This window comes from Paraburkholderia atlantica (assembly GCF_009362785.1).
In the GTDB taxonomy this organism is placed as follows: Bacteria; Pseudomonadota; Gammaproteobacteria; order Burkholderiales; family Burkholderiaceae; genus Paraburkholderia; species Paraburkholderia atlantica.
Genome location: NZ_WHNQ01000007.1, coordinates 243,637 through 261,474 on the forward strand (window position 1 = coordinate 243,637; position 17,838 = coordinate 261,474).

At 63.3% G+C, this 17,838-nt stretch carries 14 protein-coding genes; 6 read left to right on the forward strand and 8 right to left on the reverse strand.

All coding sequences use genetic code 11. From position 1 onward, the window contains the following. Positions 1–124: 124 nt before the first annotated feature. The 3 genes from GCT19_RS13250 to GCT19_RS13260 all read right to left on the reverse strand — a co-directional run bounded on the left by GCT19_RS13250 (position 125) and on the right by GCT19_RS13260 (position 4,077). On the reverse strand, positions 125–952 hold the full coding sequence (locus tag GCT19_RS13250; RefSeq protein ID WP_152852194.1) for a DUF6602 domain-containing protein: 828 nt from the start codon (positions 950–952) through the stop codon (positions 125–127). Positions 953–1,376: 424 nt separating this feature from the next. Further along, on the reverse strand, positions 1,377–2,828 hold the full coding sequence (locus tag GCT19_RS13255; RefSeq protein ID WP_152852195.1) for an IS1182 family transposase: 1,452 nt from the start codon (positions 2,826–2,828) through the stop codon (positions 1,377–1,379). Positions 2,829–3,024: 196 nt separating this feature from the next. After that, positions 3,025–4,077 carry an alpha/beta fold hydrolase gene (locus tag GCT19_RS13260; RefSeq protein WP_152852196.1) on the reverse strand — a complete coding sequence of 351 codons (1,053 nt, stop codon included), beginning with the start codon at positions 4,075–4,077 and terminating at the stop codon, positions 3,025–3,027. Positions 4,078–4,554: 477 nt separating this feature from the next. Between GCT19_RS13260 and glgC the strand changes: the two genes are divergently transcribed. From glgC to GCT19_RS13285, 5 genes are all read left to right on the forward strand, one after another. Then, the gene (gene glgC, locus GCT19_RS13265) at positions 4,555–5,820 is read left to right on the forward strand and encodes a glucose-1-phosphate adenylyltransferase (protein ID WP_152852197.1); all 1,266 of its coding nucleotides are present in this window, start codon (positions 4,555–4,557) and stop codon (positions 5,818–5,820) included. Between the two features lie 137 nt (positions 5,821–5,957). Further along, positions 5,958–7,418: a glycogen synthase GlgA gene (gene glgA / locus GCT19_RS13270; protein WP_152852198.1), complete on the forward strand. Its 1,461-nt coding sequence runs from the start codon at positions 5,958–5,960 to the stop codon at positions 7,416–7,418. 266 nt (positions 7,419–7,684) lie between these two features. Further along, positions 7,685–8,551, forward strand: coding sequence for a pyridoxal kinase PdxY (gene pdxY, locus GCT19_RS13275; protein ID WP_013089072.1), 867 nt, complete (start codon positions 7,685–7,687; stop codon positions 8,549–8,551). A gap of 158 nt (positions 8,552–8,709) precedes the next feature. Continuing rightward, the gene (locus GCT19_RS13280) at positions 8,710–9,171 is read left to right on the forward strand and encodes a hypothetical protein (protein WP_018432329.1); all 462 of its coding nucleotides are present in this window, start codon (positions 8,710–8,712) and stop codon (positions 9,169–9,171) included. Positions 9,172–9,591: 420 nt separating this feature from the next. Then, complete coding sequence (locus tag GCT19_RS13285; protein ID WP_013089070.1) at positions 9,592–10,743, forward strand: branched-chain amino acid ABC transporter substrate-binding protein; 1,152 nt, start codon at positions 9,592–9,594, stop codon at positions 10,741–10,743. Between the two features lie 58 nt (positions 10,744–10,801). Here GCT19_RS13285 and GCT19_RS13290 read toward each other — a convergent pair whose 3' ends face one another. Together GCT19_RS13290 and GCT19_RS13295 are read right to left on the reverse strand one after the other, a co-directional pair. Next, complete coding sequence (locus GCT19_RS13290) at positions 10,802–12,757, reverse strand: DUF3857 domain-containing transglutaminase family protein (protein ID WP_152852199.1); 1,956 nt, start codon at positions 12,755–12,757, stop codon at positions 10,802–10,804. 153 nt (positions 12,758–12,910) lie between these two features. Continuing rightward, on the reverse strand, positions 12,911–13,573 hold the full coding sequence (locus tag GCT19_RS13295; protein ID WP_026228072.1) for a hypothetical protein: 663 nt from the start codon (positions 13,571–13,573) through the stop codon (positions 12,911–12,913). A 342-nt stretch (positions 13,574–13,915) separates the two neighbouring features. On the opposite strand from GCT19_RS13295, the gene GCT19_RS44385 reads away from it, so the two are divergent. Continuing rightward, on the forward strand, positions 13,916–14,050 hold the full coding sequence (locus GCT19_RS44385; RefSeq protein WP_013089067.1) for a hypothetical protein: 135 nt from the start codon (positions 13,916–13,918) through the stop codon (positions 14,048–14,050). A 244-nt stretch (positions 14,051–14,294) separates the two neighbouring features. Here the strand turns inward: GCT19_RS44385 and hutG are convergent, their stop codons facing one another. Genes hutG through hutI form a run of 3 tightly spaced genes read right to left on the reverse strand, consistent with a single transcriptional unit; the run spans position 14,295 to position 17,794 of the window. Next, positions 14,295–15,107 carry an N-formylglutamate deformylase gene (gene hutG / locus GCT19_RS13300; RefSeq protein ID WP_018432332.1) on the reverse strand — a complete coding sequence of 271 codons (813 nt, stop codon included), beginning with the start codon at positions 15,105–15,107 and terminating at the stop codon, positions 14,295–14,297. A gap of 50 nt (positions 15,108–15,157) precedes the next feature. Next, the gene (locus GCT19_RS13305) at positions 15,158–16,543 is read right to left on the reverse strand and encodes a formimidoylglutamate deiminase (protein WP_152852200.1); all 1,386 of its coding nucleotides are present in this window, start codon (positions 16,541–16,543) and stop codon (positions 15,158–15,160) included. 21 nt (positions 16,544–16,564) lie between these two features. Then, complete coding sequence (hutI, locus tag GCT19_RS13310; RefSeq protein ID WP_152852201.1) at positions 16,565–17,794, reverse strand: imidazolonepropionase; 1,230 nt, start codon at positions 17,792–17,794, stop codon at positions 16,565–16,567. Between the last annotated feature and the right edge of the window lie 44 nt (positions 17,795–17,838).

The following is a 17,838-nucleotide window of genomic DNA, read 5'->3' on the forward strand; positions in this document are numbered from 1 at the left end:
CCGTGACGGGACATTCGATTTTCCTCAACGCGGCCCTTGAAATAAACAAAGGCCAGCGCCCGGAAACTGGATAAGTCGGCTGTCACACGAACGACGACCGATTACGACCCTGTTTAGCGAGCTATTATTTGAACTCAACCGCAGGAGCATTGTTGCGGATGTGATGCGTTTTAATTTTTTTCCAACCCTCGGACATTCTTCCAAAATACTCTATATAAGGCGTTTCCTTTCGTCGTCTTGCCTCTCGAGTCGCAAACTGCAGGAGGTTTGAGTAAAAGTAGAATAAACCAATTTTTCTATCGTCGGTGTCTTCGGCGTAACGACCTTCTGACGGATTGATAATTCCCTTTCCCAAAATATAAATCCGATCAATTATTTTCGCATCGATGCCAGCACTATCAGCGCAAGCTTTATAGCGCAAATATTCATCCTCTAAATTTCCTTTGATATTGCTACTGTATGCAAAAATAGATATGAAATATCGGCACTCTTCCGACGTTGGCTCATGTCCGCGGGCATATCGATTAAGCTTGTTGCCAAATGGTTTTAGTTTAAATAATTTTTCCGCCTTTATAAGACAATCTTTATATTCTTCTGTGTTAATTGTCGATTTTACCTCAGTGACGGACATTACCGACTCAGCTTGCAAAATCGTAGGCTGCTGATTCAATACGGGAATACCGTCGATAGCGCGGTAGATAATGAGATCGCTTTGAGGGCTAACATTACCCTTAGAGTCGATGATTTCCCCAGATGTGACGGAGAACCGACGTGGCAACAGAGACTCAAAAAATTCTTTGATAGGGTTTTCGCGCTGCTCGCCCTTGGATAAGGCGTGTGAGATACCGCCTGCCTCGATGAAACCGGCGAGGAACCGCTGGTATGCCCCCTCCATACGACTTGTAATTTGATGGGCTGGATTTTCTGCACGATCTTTGTAATATCCCTTCATTTTCCATTTCCGAATGCAAAAATTTTTGCCCAGTGAGACGACAGGAGTCGAACCCTCGGCTACGTACGCTCTCAACACGTGCTCTCGTTCCGAACACCCAACCACCATCGCTGGAGATAAAACCGCCTCACAGAGCTACATCGGCCAAACGCTGGCGAAATTTAGGGCTCGGCCATAGTTTTTTGGGCTTGGGGGAGATGTCAATAGACGTAAGCTATGCTTCATGGCGCAGGACGGTTGCCATCCGTGACCAATTGCCAGCGATTCTCATGATGTTGCCGAGCGTCTGGTACTGGCCGAGGCCGTGTAAAAACGTCTGGGGCGGCAGGCCGGAAGAGCACCTGTGAGACCGCGTCTGCGCAGTTCCGGTTTGCCAGCGACTGACCGGATCGCGTTATGCGAGCAATCATGGTCAGGCGTGAGATCACGCGCCTGCCAGCTTCATCGCTCGCAATGTCTTTGCAAATCCGAGAATCCTGATGACGCGCTTGAGGTTGTATGCCAGCACATGCAAGCTCATTTCAGTCGATACGTGCCCGAGCCTGCGCGTCTGGAAGTGGGTTGAGCCCATCCAGTGCTTCAGTGTGCCGAACACGTGTTCGACCGTTCGACGTCGTATTGTCATGGCGTCAAGCTGGCGATCGAGTCTGAGTTGCATTCTCTCGAGTACCGCTTCGTGTTCCCACCGACGAATGCGCCGGTAAGGAGCCGGCGTGCACTGGTTTCTGAGCGGACAGCGCGGACAGGCGCTGCTCCAGTAGGTCCGCAGTTTCAGCAGATTGGCACTCTCAAAGGAGGTGTACCTGTATATCGCACGTTGACCCGCCGGACACAGGTACTGGTCATCCTTGGCGATGTAAATGAAGTCGGCCCGGTCGAACCGACCGTCAGCCTTTGCACCGGAGGTTTGGCTCTTTGGCACCAGCGCCGCAATACCCGCGTCGTCGCACGCCTTGATCTCCGGTGCGCTGAAGTATCCGCGGTCTGCCAGTGCCTTGATTTTCTTCTTGCCCATCGCATCGCGCGCGGCTTTAGCCATCGGGCTCAACTTCGTTCGGTCGCTGCCGACATTCGTGACTTCGTGGGCGACGATGAGATGGTGTCGGGTGTCGACGGCTACCTGGACGTTGTAGCCAACCACGCCCGTACCCTTGGCTTGCGAGATCATCGAGCGTGAGTCGGGGTCGGTCATCGAGATCTGCTTTTCCGGCAGATCGTTCAGAAGCTCTGCTGCGTGATCCAGATCGCGCATCTGTTCGCGCAGCGTCTCAATCTTCTCCCTTAGCCGCTCAGTCTTCGCTTCTACCTCGGCTGGTTGAGTGCGATCGGCAGTCTCCATCGCATCCAGATAACGCTGGATGCTTTGTTCGATCTGCGCCTGACGCCGCGTGATCTTGTTGGGCGTGAAGTTGTTGTCGCGGCTGTTGACCGCCTTGAACTTGCTGCTGTCGATGGCCACGACCGCTTGTGTGAACAGCTTCAGGTCACGGCATATCACGACGAAGCGACGGCATACGTTGCGAATACCATCACCATTGCTGCGCCTGAACTCGGCAATCGTCTTGAAGTCTGGCGCGAGCCGGCCGGTCAGCCACATCAGTTCGACATTGCGCTGGCACTCCCGCTCCAGACGTCGGCTCGACTGCACGCGATTGAGATAGCCGTAGATATAGATCTTGAGCAGCACTGTGGGGTGGTAAGACGGTCGACCAGTGATTGCAGGCGTGGCGCCTTCAAATCCCAGAGAAACCAGCTCGAGTTCTTCAACGAATGCGTCGATGATCCGGACGGGATTGTCTTCTGCAATAAAGTCATCGAGACATTCCGGCAGCAGCGTTGCCTGATTGCGGTCTGCACCTTCGACAAATCGCCCCATCTTCGCCTTTCGCGCCAACAGGTTGATTTAGTCTAGGCGATCAAGCACGTTTTTACACGGCCTCGGCCGACTACAGCCTGTCCGCCAGCGTCCTCCCTGGAAATCCGCGAAAAACCATAAAGTAGCTGCCAGGAAGTTTCGCCTGGCGACGTAGGACGCAGGAGTACGGTAGCGGGACAGCAAGCCGGTTGGACGCTCAACGATCGGTCGGTACCGCCGCGAGTCCTTCGAGCAGCGCCTTATGAAACGCGTCCGGGTCCTGCACCTGCGGCGCGTGACCAAGCGTCGCAAACTCCACGAGCGTCGCATGCGGAATCGCCTTCGCGGCCGCGCGGCCCAGTTCAGGATAATGGCCGAGCTTCTCGCGCACTTCGGCCGGCGCCGCATCCTTGCCGATCGCAGTGGTGTCCTTCTGACCGATCAACAGCAACGTCGGCATGCTGAGCTGCCCCAGCTCATAAAAAACCGGCTGCGTGTAAATCATGTCGTACAGCAGCGCGGAATTCCACGCGACGATCTGCTTGCCCGGCCCGCGATACATGCCCGCGAGCATCTGCACCCACGGTTCATAGTCCGCGCGCCATTGCCCCGCGTAATAGGTCGCCTGTTCGTAGCGACGAATGCCGTCGGCGCTGGTCTTCAGCTCCCGCTGATACCACTGGTCGACCGATAGCGACGGCACCCCCTTCGCCTTCCAGTCCTCGAGTCCGATCGGATTCACGAGCACCAGTTGCTGCGTTTCGCGCGGATACATCAGCGCATAGCGTACCGCGAGCATGCCGCCCGTCGAATGGCCGACCACCGTCACATCGCTGACGCCGAGCGACTCGAGCAGCGCATGGGTATTGCGCGCGAGCTGCTGGAAGCTGTACTGGTAACGCTCGGGCTTGCTCGATTTGCAAAAGCCGATCTGATCCGGTGCGATCACGCGATAACCGGCATCGCTCAGCCGGCGAATCGTCGTATCCCATGTCGCCGAGCAAAAATTTTTGCCATGCAGCAACACCACGGTGCGGCCGTTCGGATGCGCGGGCTTCACGTCCATGTAGGCCATCTGCAAAGGCACGCCCTGCGACGTGAATTCGAAACGTTCCACCGGCGCCGGATAGCTGAAGCCCTGCAACTCAGGACCATAGGCCGGGCCGGAATCGTCGAGCGAAGACGCGGCCGCGGCGACGGACGCCGCGCACAGCACCGCACAGGCGCAGACACTCGACAGGGCAAGCAGGAATGAGTGGCGAAGATTCATCGGGATGGTCTGTAAAAAACGCAACACGGATGCACGGGGAGTGGAGCGCACGATTCTACGATGCACCGCCGAACTCTGACGCCAGTCGTGCAGCGCAGACACGGCACGCGGCAGCACCGATGTGGCACGCATATTGCGGCCCTATGCTCGAGCATCGTCCGTACGCGACCTCGTGGCCAATGTGCTGCGCCGCACCGAAAAATGCGCCCTGACAGGCGATCGTTACAGGATGGTCGGCCACGCGGCCCCCGCAATAAACATTTATTCATTCGAGCCCAATCGGTGCTAGAACTGACTGACGGACTCGCGAAAAACAGGCAGCAAAGAACGGCAATGCGGTACGACTGCCAGGCAGCCCAAATCATCAGCGGAGAGGACGCGGCCAGATCATCCCCGGGGGTATATCAATCAAGCAACCATCTTGCATGAGGTTGGCGTGAGTGCTGAAGGTCTCACGCCGATCGACAGGAGACAAATATGAATACTCCGGCACGGCTGAACGACTTACAGCGCACTACCCTGGCGATCGTCCTCGCCGGCGGACGCGGCACCCGACTCGGGCCGCTGACGAACAAGCGTGTGAAGCCGGCGGTGCACTTCGGCGGCAAATACCGGATCATCGACTTTGCGCTGTCCAATTGCCTGAATTCCGGCATCCGCCGCATCGCGGTGGTCACGCAGTACAAGGCGCATTCGCTGCTGCGGCATCTGCAGCGCGGCTGGAGCTTCCTGCGCGGCGAGATGGGCGAGTTCATCGATCTGTGGCCCGCGCAGCAGCGCGTCGAAGGCGCGCACTGGTATCGCGGCACCGCCGACGCGGTGTTCCAGAACCTCGACATCATCCGCTCGATCCGTCCGAAGTATGTGGTCGTGCTCGCGGGCGACCACATCTACAAGATGGACTACACGCGCATGATCGCCGATCACGCGGACAGCGGCGCCGACTGCACGGTCGGCTGCATCGAGGTGCCGCGCATGGACGCGGTCGCGTTCGGCGTGATGGCGGTCGACGAAAACCGCCGCGTGACCGGCTTCGTCGAAAAACCGGCCGACCCGCCCGCGATGCCCGGCCGGCCCGACATCGCGCTCGCGAGCATGGGCATCTACGTGTTCAACGCCGACTACCTGTACACGCAGCTCGAAGAGAACATCGCCGCGATCGATACCGACCACGACTTCGGCAAGGACATCCTGCCGCGCGTCGTCACGCAGGGCGTGGCGATCGCGCATCCGTTCAGCATGTCGTGCGTGTCGTCGGACCCGAGCGTCGAGCCGTACTGGCGCGACGTCGGCACGATCGACGCGTACTGGGCCGCGAACCTCGACCTCGCGTCGACGATCCCGACGCTCGACCTGTACGACGAGTCATGGCCGATCTGGACTTATCAGGAGCAGTTGCCGCCCGCGAAGTTCGTACGCGACATGAAGGGGCTGCAAGGCTCGGGCAACAACCTGATCGTCTGCGGCGGCTGCGTGATCTCGGGCTCGCAGATTTCGCGCTCGGTGCTGTCGTCGAACGTGAAAGTGAGTTCATTCTGTAATATCAATGAGGCAGTCTTGCTGCCGCAGGTCACGGTCGGTGCGAGTTGCCGCCTGCAGAAGGTGGTGATCGACCGCGGCTGCACGATTCCGGAAGGCACCGTGATCGGCGAAGACCCGGCGCGCGACGCCGAGCGCTTCTATCGCACCGACGATGGCGTCGTGCTGGTCACGCAGGAAGCGCTGCGCAAGCATCCTAAGTAGCGCGCCCGCCGCATGCATGCACCGGCGGCCACGGCGCCGCCGGCCATGCCTTTCCTCGCTTCATCCGGCTTCACCCGCAACACCGCTGACCTTTTACCAACCCGAGCAACCCTGCCAACCCGACAGAGACCCGGCCAATGACGATTCGCGCCCTGCACGTCGCAAGCGAGCTGTATCCCCTTCTCAAAACGGGCGGTCTCGCCGACGTCGCGGGCGCGCTGCCGTCCGCGCTGATCGAGCGCGGCGCCGACGTGCGCGTGCTGCTGCCCGGTTTCCCGGCGGTACTCGCCGGCCTGCACGATCTGCAACCGTTCGCGCAACTGGGCAACCGCTTCGGCGCGCCGAACGTGACGCTCGAACGCGGCACGCTGCCCACCACCGGGCTCGCCGTCTACGTGATCCGCGCCGCGTCGCTATATGACCGCCCCGGCAACCCGTATCTGAACGATGAACACGTGCCGTACGGCGATAACGCGCAGCGTTTCGCGCTGCTCGGCTGGGTCGCCGCGCAACTCGCGCAGCAGATGGACCCGACCTGGTCGCCGCAGATCGTTCACGCGCACGACTGGCACGCGGGACTCGCGCCCGCCTACCTGAAGGCCGCCGAACGCGAGCACGGCCGCGCGCCCGCGCGCAGCGTGTTCACGATCCACAACCTCGCCTACCAAGGGATCTTCCCCGCGCATCAGTTCGGTCTGCTCGGCCTGCCGCACGATTTCTTCAACATGCACGGCGTCGAATTCTACGGACAGCTGTCGTTCCTGAAGGCGGGGCTCTACTACGCCGACCGCATCACGACCGTCAGCCCGAACTATGCGCGCGAAATCCAGACGCTCGCGCACGGCGGCGGGCTCGATGCGCTGCTGCGCCATCGCGCGCACGATCTGAGCGGGATTCTGAACGGCGTCGACTACACAGTGTGGAATCCCGCCAGCGATACGCTGCTCGCGACGCGCTACAGCTCGTCGCGGCTCGCCGGCAAGCTCGCCTGCAAGGAGGCATTGCAAAAGCGCTTCGGCCTCGCGCAACGAAGCGACGCGCTGCTGTTCGGCGTGGTGAGCCGGCTGACCGAGCAGAAAGGCCTCGATCTGCTGCTCGGCGCGGTGCCCGAGATCGTCAAGCGTGGCGGCCAACTGGTCGTGTTCGGCACCGGCGATCCGGCGCTCGAGAACGGCCTGAAGAGGGTCGCGCAGGCGCATCCGGAATCGGTCGCGGTCGAACTCGGTTTCGACGAAGCGCTCGCGCATACGATCATCGCCGGCAGCGACGTGGTCGCGGTGCCGTCGCGCTTCGAGCCGTGCGGGCTCACGCAGCTGTATGCGCTTGCCTACGGGTCGCTGCCGCTCGTGCACTGCGTCGGCGGTCTCGCGGATACGGTCGCCGATGCATCGCTCGAAAACCTCGCCGACGACTTCGCCACCGGCTTCGTGTTCGATCGCTTCGATCCTGCCGGACTCGCCGCAGCGATCCGCCGCGCGTTCGCGCTGTACGGACGCCGCACCGAATGGAAGGCCGCGCAGCGGCGCGCAATGCGCCAGGACTTCGGCTGGGGCGCGTCGGCCGACCGCTATCTGGCCTTGTATCGCGAGCTCGTCTGAAGCATCGGCCACGCGGGAAATTGTCAGGTTTCGTTAAGCTTCAGGCGCGTTTGATGGTTCGGCGCAACAGCACGGGGACGGATCAACTCGCGGCTGTCAAACTCCTGTATCGTTTGCTGACTTGCCGGCTATGCAGTTCGTGTGTTTTTCCTGCACCATCTGTATCAGGCATGTCTGCCGCGCGGGACCAGGGCCATCGGCCCGCCCGCGCGAGACTTCCCTTCCCGCTTTGTTGATCGCGCATGACCGGTTGCGCGAGCCTTACCATGACGAAAAATGTTCTGAGCATCCAGTCCCATGTCGTGTTCGGTCACGCCGGCAACAGTGCGGCCGTGTTTCCGATGTGCCGGCTCGGCGTCAACGTGTGGCCGCTCAACACCGTGCAGCTGTCGAATCACACGCAATACGGGCACTGGAGCGGCAGCGCGATCGACGCCTCGAAGATGGAAGATCTCGTCGACAGCATCGGCGCGATCGGCATGCTGCCGCGCTGCGACGCGGTGCTCTCCGGCTATCTCGGCACGACGGAACAGGCGCAGGCGGTGATCGAAATCGTCAAGGCCGTGAAGGCGGCCAATCCTCGCGCCTGGTACTTTTGCGATCCGGTGATGGGCGCCATGGGCGGCTACAAGGTCGAGCCCGGCATCCAGGAGTTCCTCGTGAACGAAATGCCGCAGGTCGCCGACGGGATCGCGCCGAATCACATCGAATTGCAGCGCCTCGTCGGCCGCGAGATCGAGACGCTCGAGGAAGCCGTCACCGCGTGCCGCGAGGTGCTCGCGCGCGGGCCGAAGCTCGTGCTCGTCAAGCATCTGCTCGATCGAAACAGTCCCGCCGACCGCTTCAACATGCTCGTCGTCACCGAGCGCGAAGCGTGGATGGGACAGCGCCCGCTCTATCCGTTCGCGCGCCAGCCGGTCGGCGTCGGCGATCTGACGAGCGCGGTCTTCGTCGCGCGCACGCTGCTTGGCGATTCGATCCGCTCGGCCTTCGAGCACACGCTCGCCGCGGTCAACGCGGTGGTCAAGGCGACCTGGCAGGCCGGACGCTACGAACTCGAACTCGTGGCGATGCAAAATGAAATCGCCCAGCCGCGCGAGTGGTTCGATGCGTGGGTTGCGGAGACGGCTTAGGTCGAGCTCAGGTCATCCCGGCGCGTCGCCCATTGCTGGGCGCACGCCGCCAGCATCGCACCAGCGGCCGTCCTATAATGCGTGCCGCGTGGAACGGGGCTTGCGCCCGCATTCCATGGGATTTTTCAGCATCCGGCATTCAGCAGACGAGGCATTCGATGGACGGTCATATCCGCAGCGAGCGGGAAGAGTTTTTTGAGCAGTTGTGCATCAGCGTCGACGCGGACGAAGCGCACGAACAGGAAGCGATCGAGTTCTTCGAGAACCAGTTCGACCAGCCCGACTTCGATCCCGCCCAATGGCTCGATATCGCGCTCTACTATTCACCCGCGGTCTCGCGCGGCATCGTCGACATGGTGACGGCCGACGACAAGGCGCGCAGCAACATCGCAGAAATCATCGCCGACAACCTCGACATCTCGTACGGCGAGGACGAGTGCCAGCAGTTCGCCGAGACGATCGAATTCGCGCTGAACAACGGCGTGCCGGTCGATCTCGACGTGGTGCTCGACGGCTGCCAGCGCGCGATCGACGATCTCGACACGTGGGCCGACGAAGACACGAAGGCGCCGCTTCTGCGTCTGCGCGAAGAACTGCTGCGCCAGCAAGGCGAGCGCTAGGCAAAGGCTCGAATCTCCCCGCCGCAAACGCAACACCGCAACACCGGCCGGCGCGCTCGCGCCGGTTTCTTAAGCGTATGCCGTAATCCGCAGCCCCAGCGGACCTTCTCGCGGCAAGCCAGCCTGGATGCTTCACGCACGCTCCATGTGCACGCGATGCAGACCCCGCGATCTGTGCCGAAATGCTCATCCAAAACGCCACGAATTGCCAAGACGACAGCAATTTGGCTTTCTATATTCGCCCCAGATTGACCCCGCGAGCACGCTGTGAAGCGAACACCACTGCGCGTATTCCAGCATTGTGAGCGGCGACCGATCCTTCGTAGCCTTGCGATGCGCGAGGGCTTCCCCCGGCCTCACGCGTCGTACCGCTTTGCTGTCGTACCGCTTTCATAACAACCGTCGATGCAAGGAGAGACCATGAGTCTTCGCAACACGCTGAAACCGCTGGCCATGCTCGTGGGTGCGATGTTTGCCGTCGCGCCTGTCGCCAGTTTCGCCGACGATCTACCGGTCAAGATCGGTTTTGCCGCGCCGCTGACGGGCGCCAATGCCGGCTACGGCAAGGATCTGGAAAACGGTGTGCGGCTCGCGATCGACGAAGCCAACGCGCAGAAGATCAAGATCGGCGACAAGGTCGCGCACTTCGAGATCGTCTCGCAGGACGACCAGGCCGACCCGCGCGTCGGCGTGCAGGCCGCGCAGAAGCTGGTCGATTCGGGCGTCGCGGTGGTCGTCGGCCACTTCAACTCGGGCACGACGATCCCGGCCTCGCAGGTCTACGAGCAGGCCGGCATTCCGGTGCTCGACCCCGCCGCGACGAATCCGATCATCACGGGCCGCGGCTTCGCGAACACCTTCATGGTGATTTCGACCGACGCGCAGAACGCCGGCAACGCGGGCATTTATGCGGTCGACGTGACGAAGGCCAAGCGCATCGCGATCATCGACGATCGCACCGCGTTCGGCCAGGGCGAAGCCGACGAATTCGAGAAGGCCGTGAAGGCGCGCGGCGGCACGATCGTCGCGCGCGACTACACCGACAACCACGCGGTCGACTTCAGCACGCAGATCACCAAGTTCAAGGGCGCCAACGCGGACCTCGTGTTCTTCGCCGGCCTCGACAGCCAGGCGGCGGGCTTCGCGCGGCGCATGAAGCAGCTCGGCCTGAACGCGCAACTGGTCGGCGGCGGCGGCGTGATGGACGAAGACTTCATCAAGCTCGCGGGCGATGCGTCCGACGGCGCAATGGCCTGGGAATACGGCCGCCCGCTCGCGCAACTGCCGGGTGGCAAGGACTTCAACGCGAAGTTCAAGAAGCGCTTCGGCGCGGACGTGCTGTCGTATGCGCCGTTCGGCTATGACGGCGCGTGGGTCGCGATCAAGGCGATGCAGCAGGCCAAATCCGAATCGCCGAACGTGTACCGTCCGGTGCTCAAGTCGATCGACTACGACGGCGTGACCGGCAAGATCTCGTTCGACAGCACCGGCGCGTTGAAGAGCGGCGCCTCGACGCTGTATCAGGTCAAGAACGGCGCGTGGGTGCCGGTCGTGACGAAGAGCGGCACCTAAGCTCGCCGTCCGGTGAACCGTAGCGGCCCTGCCCGGCTTACGGCCGGCGCGGGGCGCGCTACTCGCGCGACTGCCTCGCGCTCGCCGCCCTGACGACCACCTCGGCATCCAGATCGCGCTCGATGCGCACGAGGTCGTCGCGAATCGCCGCGAACTCGTTAGCCGTACACATCTGATGGCCGAACGCGGCGCGCAGATGGCGGTTGACCTGCAACGTGCGCGTCGCCGGATCGAACACGTAGCGCGACGCAAATGACAGCAACGGGTCCTCGACCGTGCTGTCGGTGGGCAGGTCCGTCACGCGCACGAAGCGCGGCAAACTCATTTCCAGCGTTTCATCGAACTCCCCGCCGATGCATGCCCACGGCTGCGTTCTGACGGGCTCCGCGAGCCACGACTCGACCTGCGAGTTCATGCCGCCCGCGAGGCTCGTCAATGCCGGCACGGCGGTCGTGCCGTCCGGCCAGATCAGATGCGGCACGCTGCCCTGCATCGACGTCGCGAACGGTCCGCCGGTCACGGCGACGTCGTCGGTCTGCAACTGCGCGGTGCCATGCAGGCCCGTTTTCAGCAGACGGCTCGCGGCAATCTGCTGCGCGCCTTGGCGCGTCGCGCGTCGGAACGTGTTGCGTTCGATCTCCGCGGGATAGCCCCGGTCTTCGACGCGGTACGCGTAATGCGCAGTGCCGCTTTCATCGATGTCGATCTGCACGCGCGCGGTGCGTTCGTGCCGTTGAGTGGCCGGCGTGTGCGCGAGCACGCCGTCGCCGACGAGCAGCACCGGCCGGTCCATCACGCCGCCAGGCAGATAGCCGAACGCAGTGCCGCCCGCCGTCGTGTCCGCGAATTGCGCCAGTTCGGGAATCCAGATGATCGCGTGATTGATCGCGCTCGCACCGTAACCGGGCACCTCGGGCAGCGAGTAGTACGAGCCGAGATTGAGCAGCACCGGCTCGCTGCGAATGCCGACCGCCGCGAGCAGCGCGCCGTATAGCGCGACGTGGTCCTTGCAGTCGCCATAGCGGTTGCGCAGGATGTCGGCCGCCTTGTGCGGAATCGCCGCCGTCTCGCCGAGAAAGAGCGCGACGTAGCGGATGTTCAGACGCATCCAGTCGTACAGCGCGCGGGCTTTGTCGCGCGGATCGCCGAGGCTGGCCGTCAGTTGCCGAGCAAGACTCACGATCGCCGGATCGTCGCGGGTCGGGTCGTTGTCGGCGGGACCGCGATAGCGCGCGGCAAAGCTCGCGAAGTCCGGCACCGTCGACACCATCAGCCGGTCGCCCCAGTTCGCGTAGCCGACCGCGCCCGCTTCGACGCGCGGATACGGGCCGTGCCGGTAGTCGAACTCGTAGCGGGTGCGCCCGTTCGCGGTGACGGGCGGTACCGCGACGTAGCCGCGTGCGTCCGTATAGAGCGGCACGTCGGCGGGCACATCGAAGATCAGACGCTGCTCGTCGACGGGCTCGAGCGACGGCTCGACCAGATAACCGAAGGTGCCCACCTGCAGCGGCTTCGCACGGGTCTTGCGAAACGCCAGATGCACGCGCGAGCCGGTCGTGACGCCGGGGAAGATCACCGTGCGCAACACCCCGTCCTCGAAGCTCGGCGCACCGGACGAGCGCGGCTCCTGCACGTCGCGGATCGCCTCGGGACCGACCGCATGCGCGCTGCCGTCAGGATCGATCGTTTCGGCGGCCAGCAGTTGCACCTGCTCGATGTCCTTGTTGAACCACACGTAGCGCTGCGCGATCGCGTCGACGCCGCTGGCCGTGTCCGCGCGCATCACCGTGTCGTCGCGTTCCTCGATGGAGCCGTCTTTCTGGATCACGAACCAATGGACGTCGCGCTCGATCGTCGCGGGAGCGCGTTCATTGGGGGAGGTGGCGATTTCGGCGGCGGTCGCGCAAAGGGGGAAGGCGATGCCGCTTGCGGCAGTTAGCGCCGCAAGCAACGCCGCGGCGCGCATGCTGCGCGCGATCGACGCGTGCGCCAACCTAACGACGATGTTCCGCAAGATCCACCTCGGCCAGATTCGTGTCGTCGTTGTAGCACATCGCCGGCCCGCGTGTTTCGGGCCGCCCGGCGTTGCCGCGTCGAGCTCGAGCCTCGTTGAAGTCACCGCCGCAGCGGCGGCGCAGCGGGCGCAGTCAATCGCCGTCAATCATGATCATTCGCCGTCGTCGAGCTGGCTCAGCAGCGCCTGCAGTTTTTCCACGTGCCGCAGCAGCATGTGCCGGTGCTTGTCGATCTGTTCGAGCCGCCCCTCGAGGTCGGCCTGAATGCGGTCGTCGAGCTCGGCCGCGGCCATCACATCCTCGACCTTCGCACGCATCGACGCGAGTTCCACCGGCGCATGCAGCAGATGCCGCTCGAAGCGCCGCACTTCCTGCGTCGCGACATCGCGCACCTTGCGAAAATGCACATGACGGCGGTGCGCTTCGACATCGAGCGTTTCTTCCTCGACGCGACGCGCGGGCCCCGGCTGCCCAAAAATCGGCTCGGGCCGCAGCACCGTCTTCTTGCGCACCGGATGCGCGGTGCCACGAAAGCGCGCGAGCGGCTGCTCGTTGTCGATCGCCTCGCGCGCATTCGGCGGAATCTCGTGACCGCTGTGCGGCACATTCATCCAGCCGCCCGGCAAGCCGGTGACCGCCTCGACGCCGCGCACGAATTCCTCGCTGAATTCGCGCTGGCCGGACAGCATCAGCTTCAGATAGCTCGCGGAAAACGTCATCATGCGCGCGAGCCGGCTCGCGGCGCCAACCTCGCTGGTCAGCAACACCAGGTTCGCGCGCCAGACTGGCAGCAGCAATTCGTCGGAATCTTCCATCGCTGGGTCTTCCATCTTTTCGCCTGATGAATCGATGACCGCGTCGCGCATGTCATCATTTTGAAAGGGTAGTCGTCTCGCGGTGTCGCGTGCAACGCCGCTATGCCGCGTTGCGTGCGGTGGAGCCCAGACGCCGAAGGTACACGCATGACACGGTACCCGCCGGCCGATTCAGCGCAAAGCACGCTAAAACAGGGCTTACAACACACCGCGTGTTGCATTGACACACGCATTTGCGCGCCGTTCCTAACGGCACCCGTTTGATGTGGCATGCTTACACGCCGATGCGGCACGCGCCGTGCTGCATTGGTCGCTCCACAACATCGACTTAAGGGTTTTGTAATGAAGAAAATCGTTCTCGCCATCGCCGCAGCCGTCGCCACCCTGAGCGCGATCGCTCCCGCTCAAGCTTATGAACATCACCACGAGTGCCATAAGGTGAAGGTTCATCACCATTGGGAAAAGCGCTGCCACTAATGGCGGTGAAACCGTGTCCAAGGACGCGGTGCACATAAAAAGCCCCGCTTTCGCGGGGCTTTTTTTCATGGCGCGCCGCGTCGTGAAACAGCCGGCGCACGATACGCTGTGCGCGCTCGACGCCCAAACCATTCCATATCATCGCGCCGATAGGCAATCACGGACACATGCTGTTACACCTTCGCGATCCGCTGACCAATGCACCCCGACGCGGTCTTCGCGGCACCCGTCAGACACCGCTGCGTCAGGCCGCTTTCACGCGAGCGAGAGCCGTCGTCACCAGCGCTTCGAGCAGCGGCGTGACCTTCGCGGCGAGGTCTTCATCGTATGCATAAGGCAAGCGCTCCTCCATGTACGTGATCTGCGACAGCTCGAGTTGCACCGCATGCACGCCCTCTTCGGGTTGACCGTATTGCCGCGTGATGTAGCCGCCCTTGAAGCGGCCATTCGCGACCGCCGTATAGCCGCCGTGGCGCTCGACCAGCGCGGCCAGTTCGTCGGCCAGGCCCGGCGCCGCGCTCGCTCCGTTCGACGTGCCGAAGTTGAAGTCCGGCAGACGTCCGTCGAAAAATCGCGGCACGCGCGAGCGGATCGAATGCGCTTCCCACAGCAGCACCTTGCCGTGCTTCGCCTTCAGCGCCGCGAGCTCGCCGGTGAGCGCGTCGTGATACGGCTTCCAGTACGCATCGCGCCGGCGCGCGACTTCGGCGTCATCGGGCAGATGGCCGTCGCGATAAAGCGGCTCCTTGTCGAACGTATCGACCGGCAAGAGACCCGTGGTGTCCTGCCCCGGGTACAGGTTCGCACCGTCGGGCGGACGGTTCAGGTCGATCACGTAGCGCGCGTAGGTAGGCGTCAGGAACGACGCGCCGAGAACCTTCGCGAATGCGTAAAGGCGATCGAGATGCCAGTCGCAATCGTCGGTGCGTTGCGCGACCGGCGTCATCGTCGCGGCGATGTCGGCGGGGATTTGCGTGCCCAGATGCGGGATCGAGATCAGCAGCGGCAGGCTTCCCTGATGCAGCGAGAAAACCGGCGTGAGGTTCGAAGCAGTCATGTCAGTCCGGAATCATTGGGATCGGAGAATCGGGTCAGTGGTGATCGCCGCTATTTGAGCAGTTCCGCGAGCGCCGCGCGATAGCGCGCATATGCACCCTCTTCGTCGCGATGCCGGCGATCGTCGACGACCTTGATGCCGCCCGCATAGACGTCGCGGATCGGCGTATCGCCGTGCTCGCAGAATACAACGCCCGACAGCCACGCTTCTCGCTCGTGCTCGGCGATGCTCGAATGCTCGGCGTCGAGCACGAGCCAGTCCGCGCGATGGCCGGGCTGCAACGCGCCGACCGCGCGGCCGGTTGCGCGCGCGCCGCCGTCGAGCGCCGCCGCATACAGGCGGTCCGCGACATGCGGAGCCTGCGCCGACGCCAGCACGTTGCGCTGCCGGCGCGTCAGGCGCTGGCCGTATTCGAGCAGACGCAACTCGGCGCGCCAGTCGACGCCGATATGGCTATCCGAGCCGACGCCGATGCGGCCGTGCGCGTCGAGATAGTCGTGCGCGGGGAAAATGCCGTCGCCGAGATTGGCCTCGGTGGTCAGACACAAACCCGCGACCGCGCCGCTTTTCGCGAGCGCGAGTGTTTCGTTCGCATCGACATGGGTCGCATGCACGAGACACCAGCGGCTGTCCACGTCGAATCGATCGAGCAGCCATTGCACCGGCCGCGCGCCTTCGGTTTCGATGCACGCATCGACCTCGGCGGTCTGTTCGGCGATATGGATATGCACGGGCGCGCTCGCGTCGATGCCGCTAAGCAGCGCGCGCAACGATGCCTCCGACACCGCGCGCAGCGAATGCGGCGCCACACCGTAACGCAGTGCCGCGTGTTCGGGGCGCGCGGCGCGCAGCGTGCCGAGCAGATCGAGCAGGCTTTCCGGCGTATTGATGAAGCGCCGCTGATCGTCGCGCGGCGCACGCGCGCCGAAGCCGCTGTACTGATACAGCACCGGCAGCATCGTGATGCCGATACCGCTCGCCGCTGCCGCGTCCACCACACGCTGTGCAAGCTCGGCCTGATTCGCGTAGCGCTGGCCGTCCTGTGCGTGATGCACGTAGTGGAACTCGCACACCGACGTATAGCCCGCCTTCAGCATTTCGATGTAAAGCCACTGCGCGACGCTCGCGAGGCCTTCCGGCGTGATGCGCGCGGCAAAGCGATACATCAGGTCGCGCCACGACCAGAAGTTATCGGTCGCGTTGGCGCGATATTCGGTGAGCCCCGCCATCGCGCGCTGAAACGCGTGCGAGTGAAGGTTGGGCATGCCAGGCATCAGCGGACCTGCCGCTTTCGGCACACCCGCCGGCGCTTCGGGTTGATCCGGCATGACGGCGCGCAGCGTGCCGCGTGCGTCCCATTCGAGCAGCACGTTGCGGCGCCAGCCCTCGGGCAGATACGCGTCGGCGGCGAACAACGATTGATTGGATTGCGTCATCTCTCAGGTTCTAGTTCCGGTTCAGGTCACACTCGACTCGCGCCGCGTATAAACGGTTTCGCCCGCGCGCACGACACGCGAGCACAGCGGCCGGCCAATCCAGTAAGCGAGCTCGGCCAGCGAATCGACCGACCACACCGCGAAGTCGGCCGCGCGACCGGCTTGCAGCGCGCCGTGCCGATCGCTGTTGCCGAGGGCGCGCGCCGCATGCGTGGTCACGCCTTGCAGCACCTCGGGCACGGTCATGCGAAACAGCGTGCTCGCCATGTTCATCATCAGCAGCAACGAAGTCGCCGGCGACGTGCCCGGGTTGCTGTCGGTCGAGATTGCGATCGGCACCTCGTAGCGCCGCAGCAGTTCGAGCGGCGGCAACTGCGTCTCGCGGATGAAGTAGTACGCGCCCGGCAGCAGCACCGCGACGGTGCCCGCTTCCTTCATCGCGGCGACGCCGGCTTCGTCGAGAAACTCCAGGTGATCGGCCGACAGCGCGCGATGCCGCGCCGCGAGCGCGGTGCCGCCGCCGTTCGACAACTGCTCGGCGTGCATCTTGACCGGCAGCTTGTAGCGCGCGGCCGCGTTGAACACACGCTCGCTTTGCTCCAGCGAAAAACCGATGCGCTCGCAGAACACGTCGACCGCATCGACGAGGCCTTCGTCCGCGAGCGCGGGCAGCATCGTGTTGCAGACTTCGTCGATATACGCGTCGGCACGGCCCGCGAATTCGGGCGGCAGCGCGTGCGCGCCGAGAAACGTCGTATAGACCGTGACCGGATAGCGCTCGCCGAGTTGTCGCGCGACGCGCAGCATCTTGCGCTCGCTCGCGAGGTCGAGGCCGTAGCCCGATTTGATTTCGATCGCCGTCACGCCTTCGGCGAGCAGCGGTTCGAGCCGCGCCGCCGCTTGCGTGAACAGCGACGCTTCGTCCGCCGCGCGCGTCGCGCGCACCGTCGACACGATGCCGCCGCCCTGTCGCGCGATTTCTTCGTAGCTGACGCCCGCGAGCCGTTGCGCGAATTCGTCGGCGCGCTGGCCGCCATACACGAGGTGCGTATGACAATCGATCAGGCCCGGCGTCACCCACGCGCCGCGCAGCTCTTCGCGCGGCCATCCGGCATATTGCGCGGGCAAATCGGCGAACGCGCCGAGCCACGCGATACGGCCGTCTTCGACGGCGATCGCGGCGTCGGCAAGCGTGTGGCGAGGATCGCCCTGCGGGCACAAGTTCAGGTGATGCCAGACGGTTTGCTTCATCGCGTGCTCTTTGCCGCTCGTTGCGTGTCTGTGGATGGGTTGGC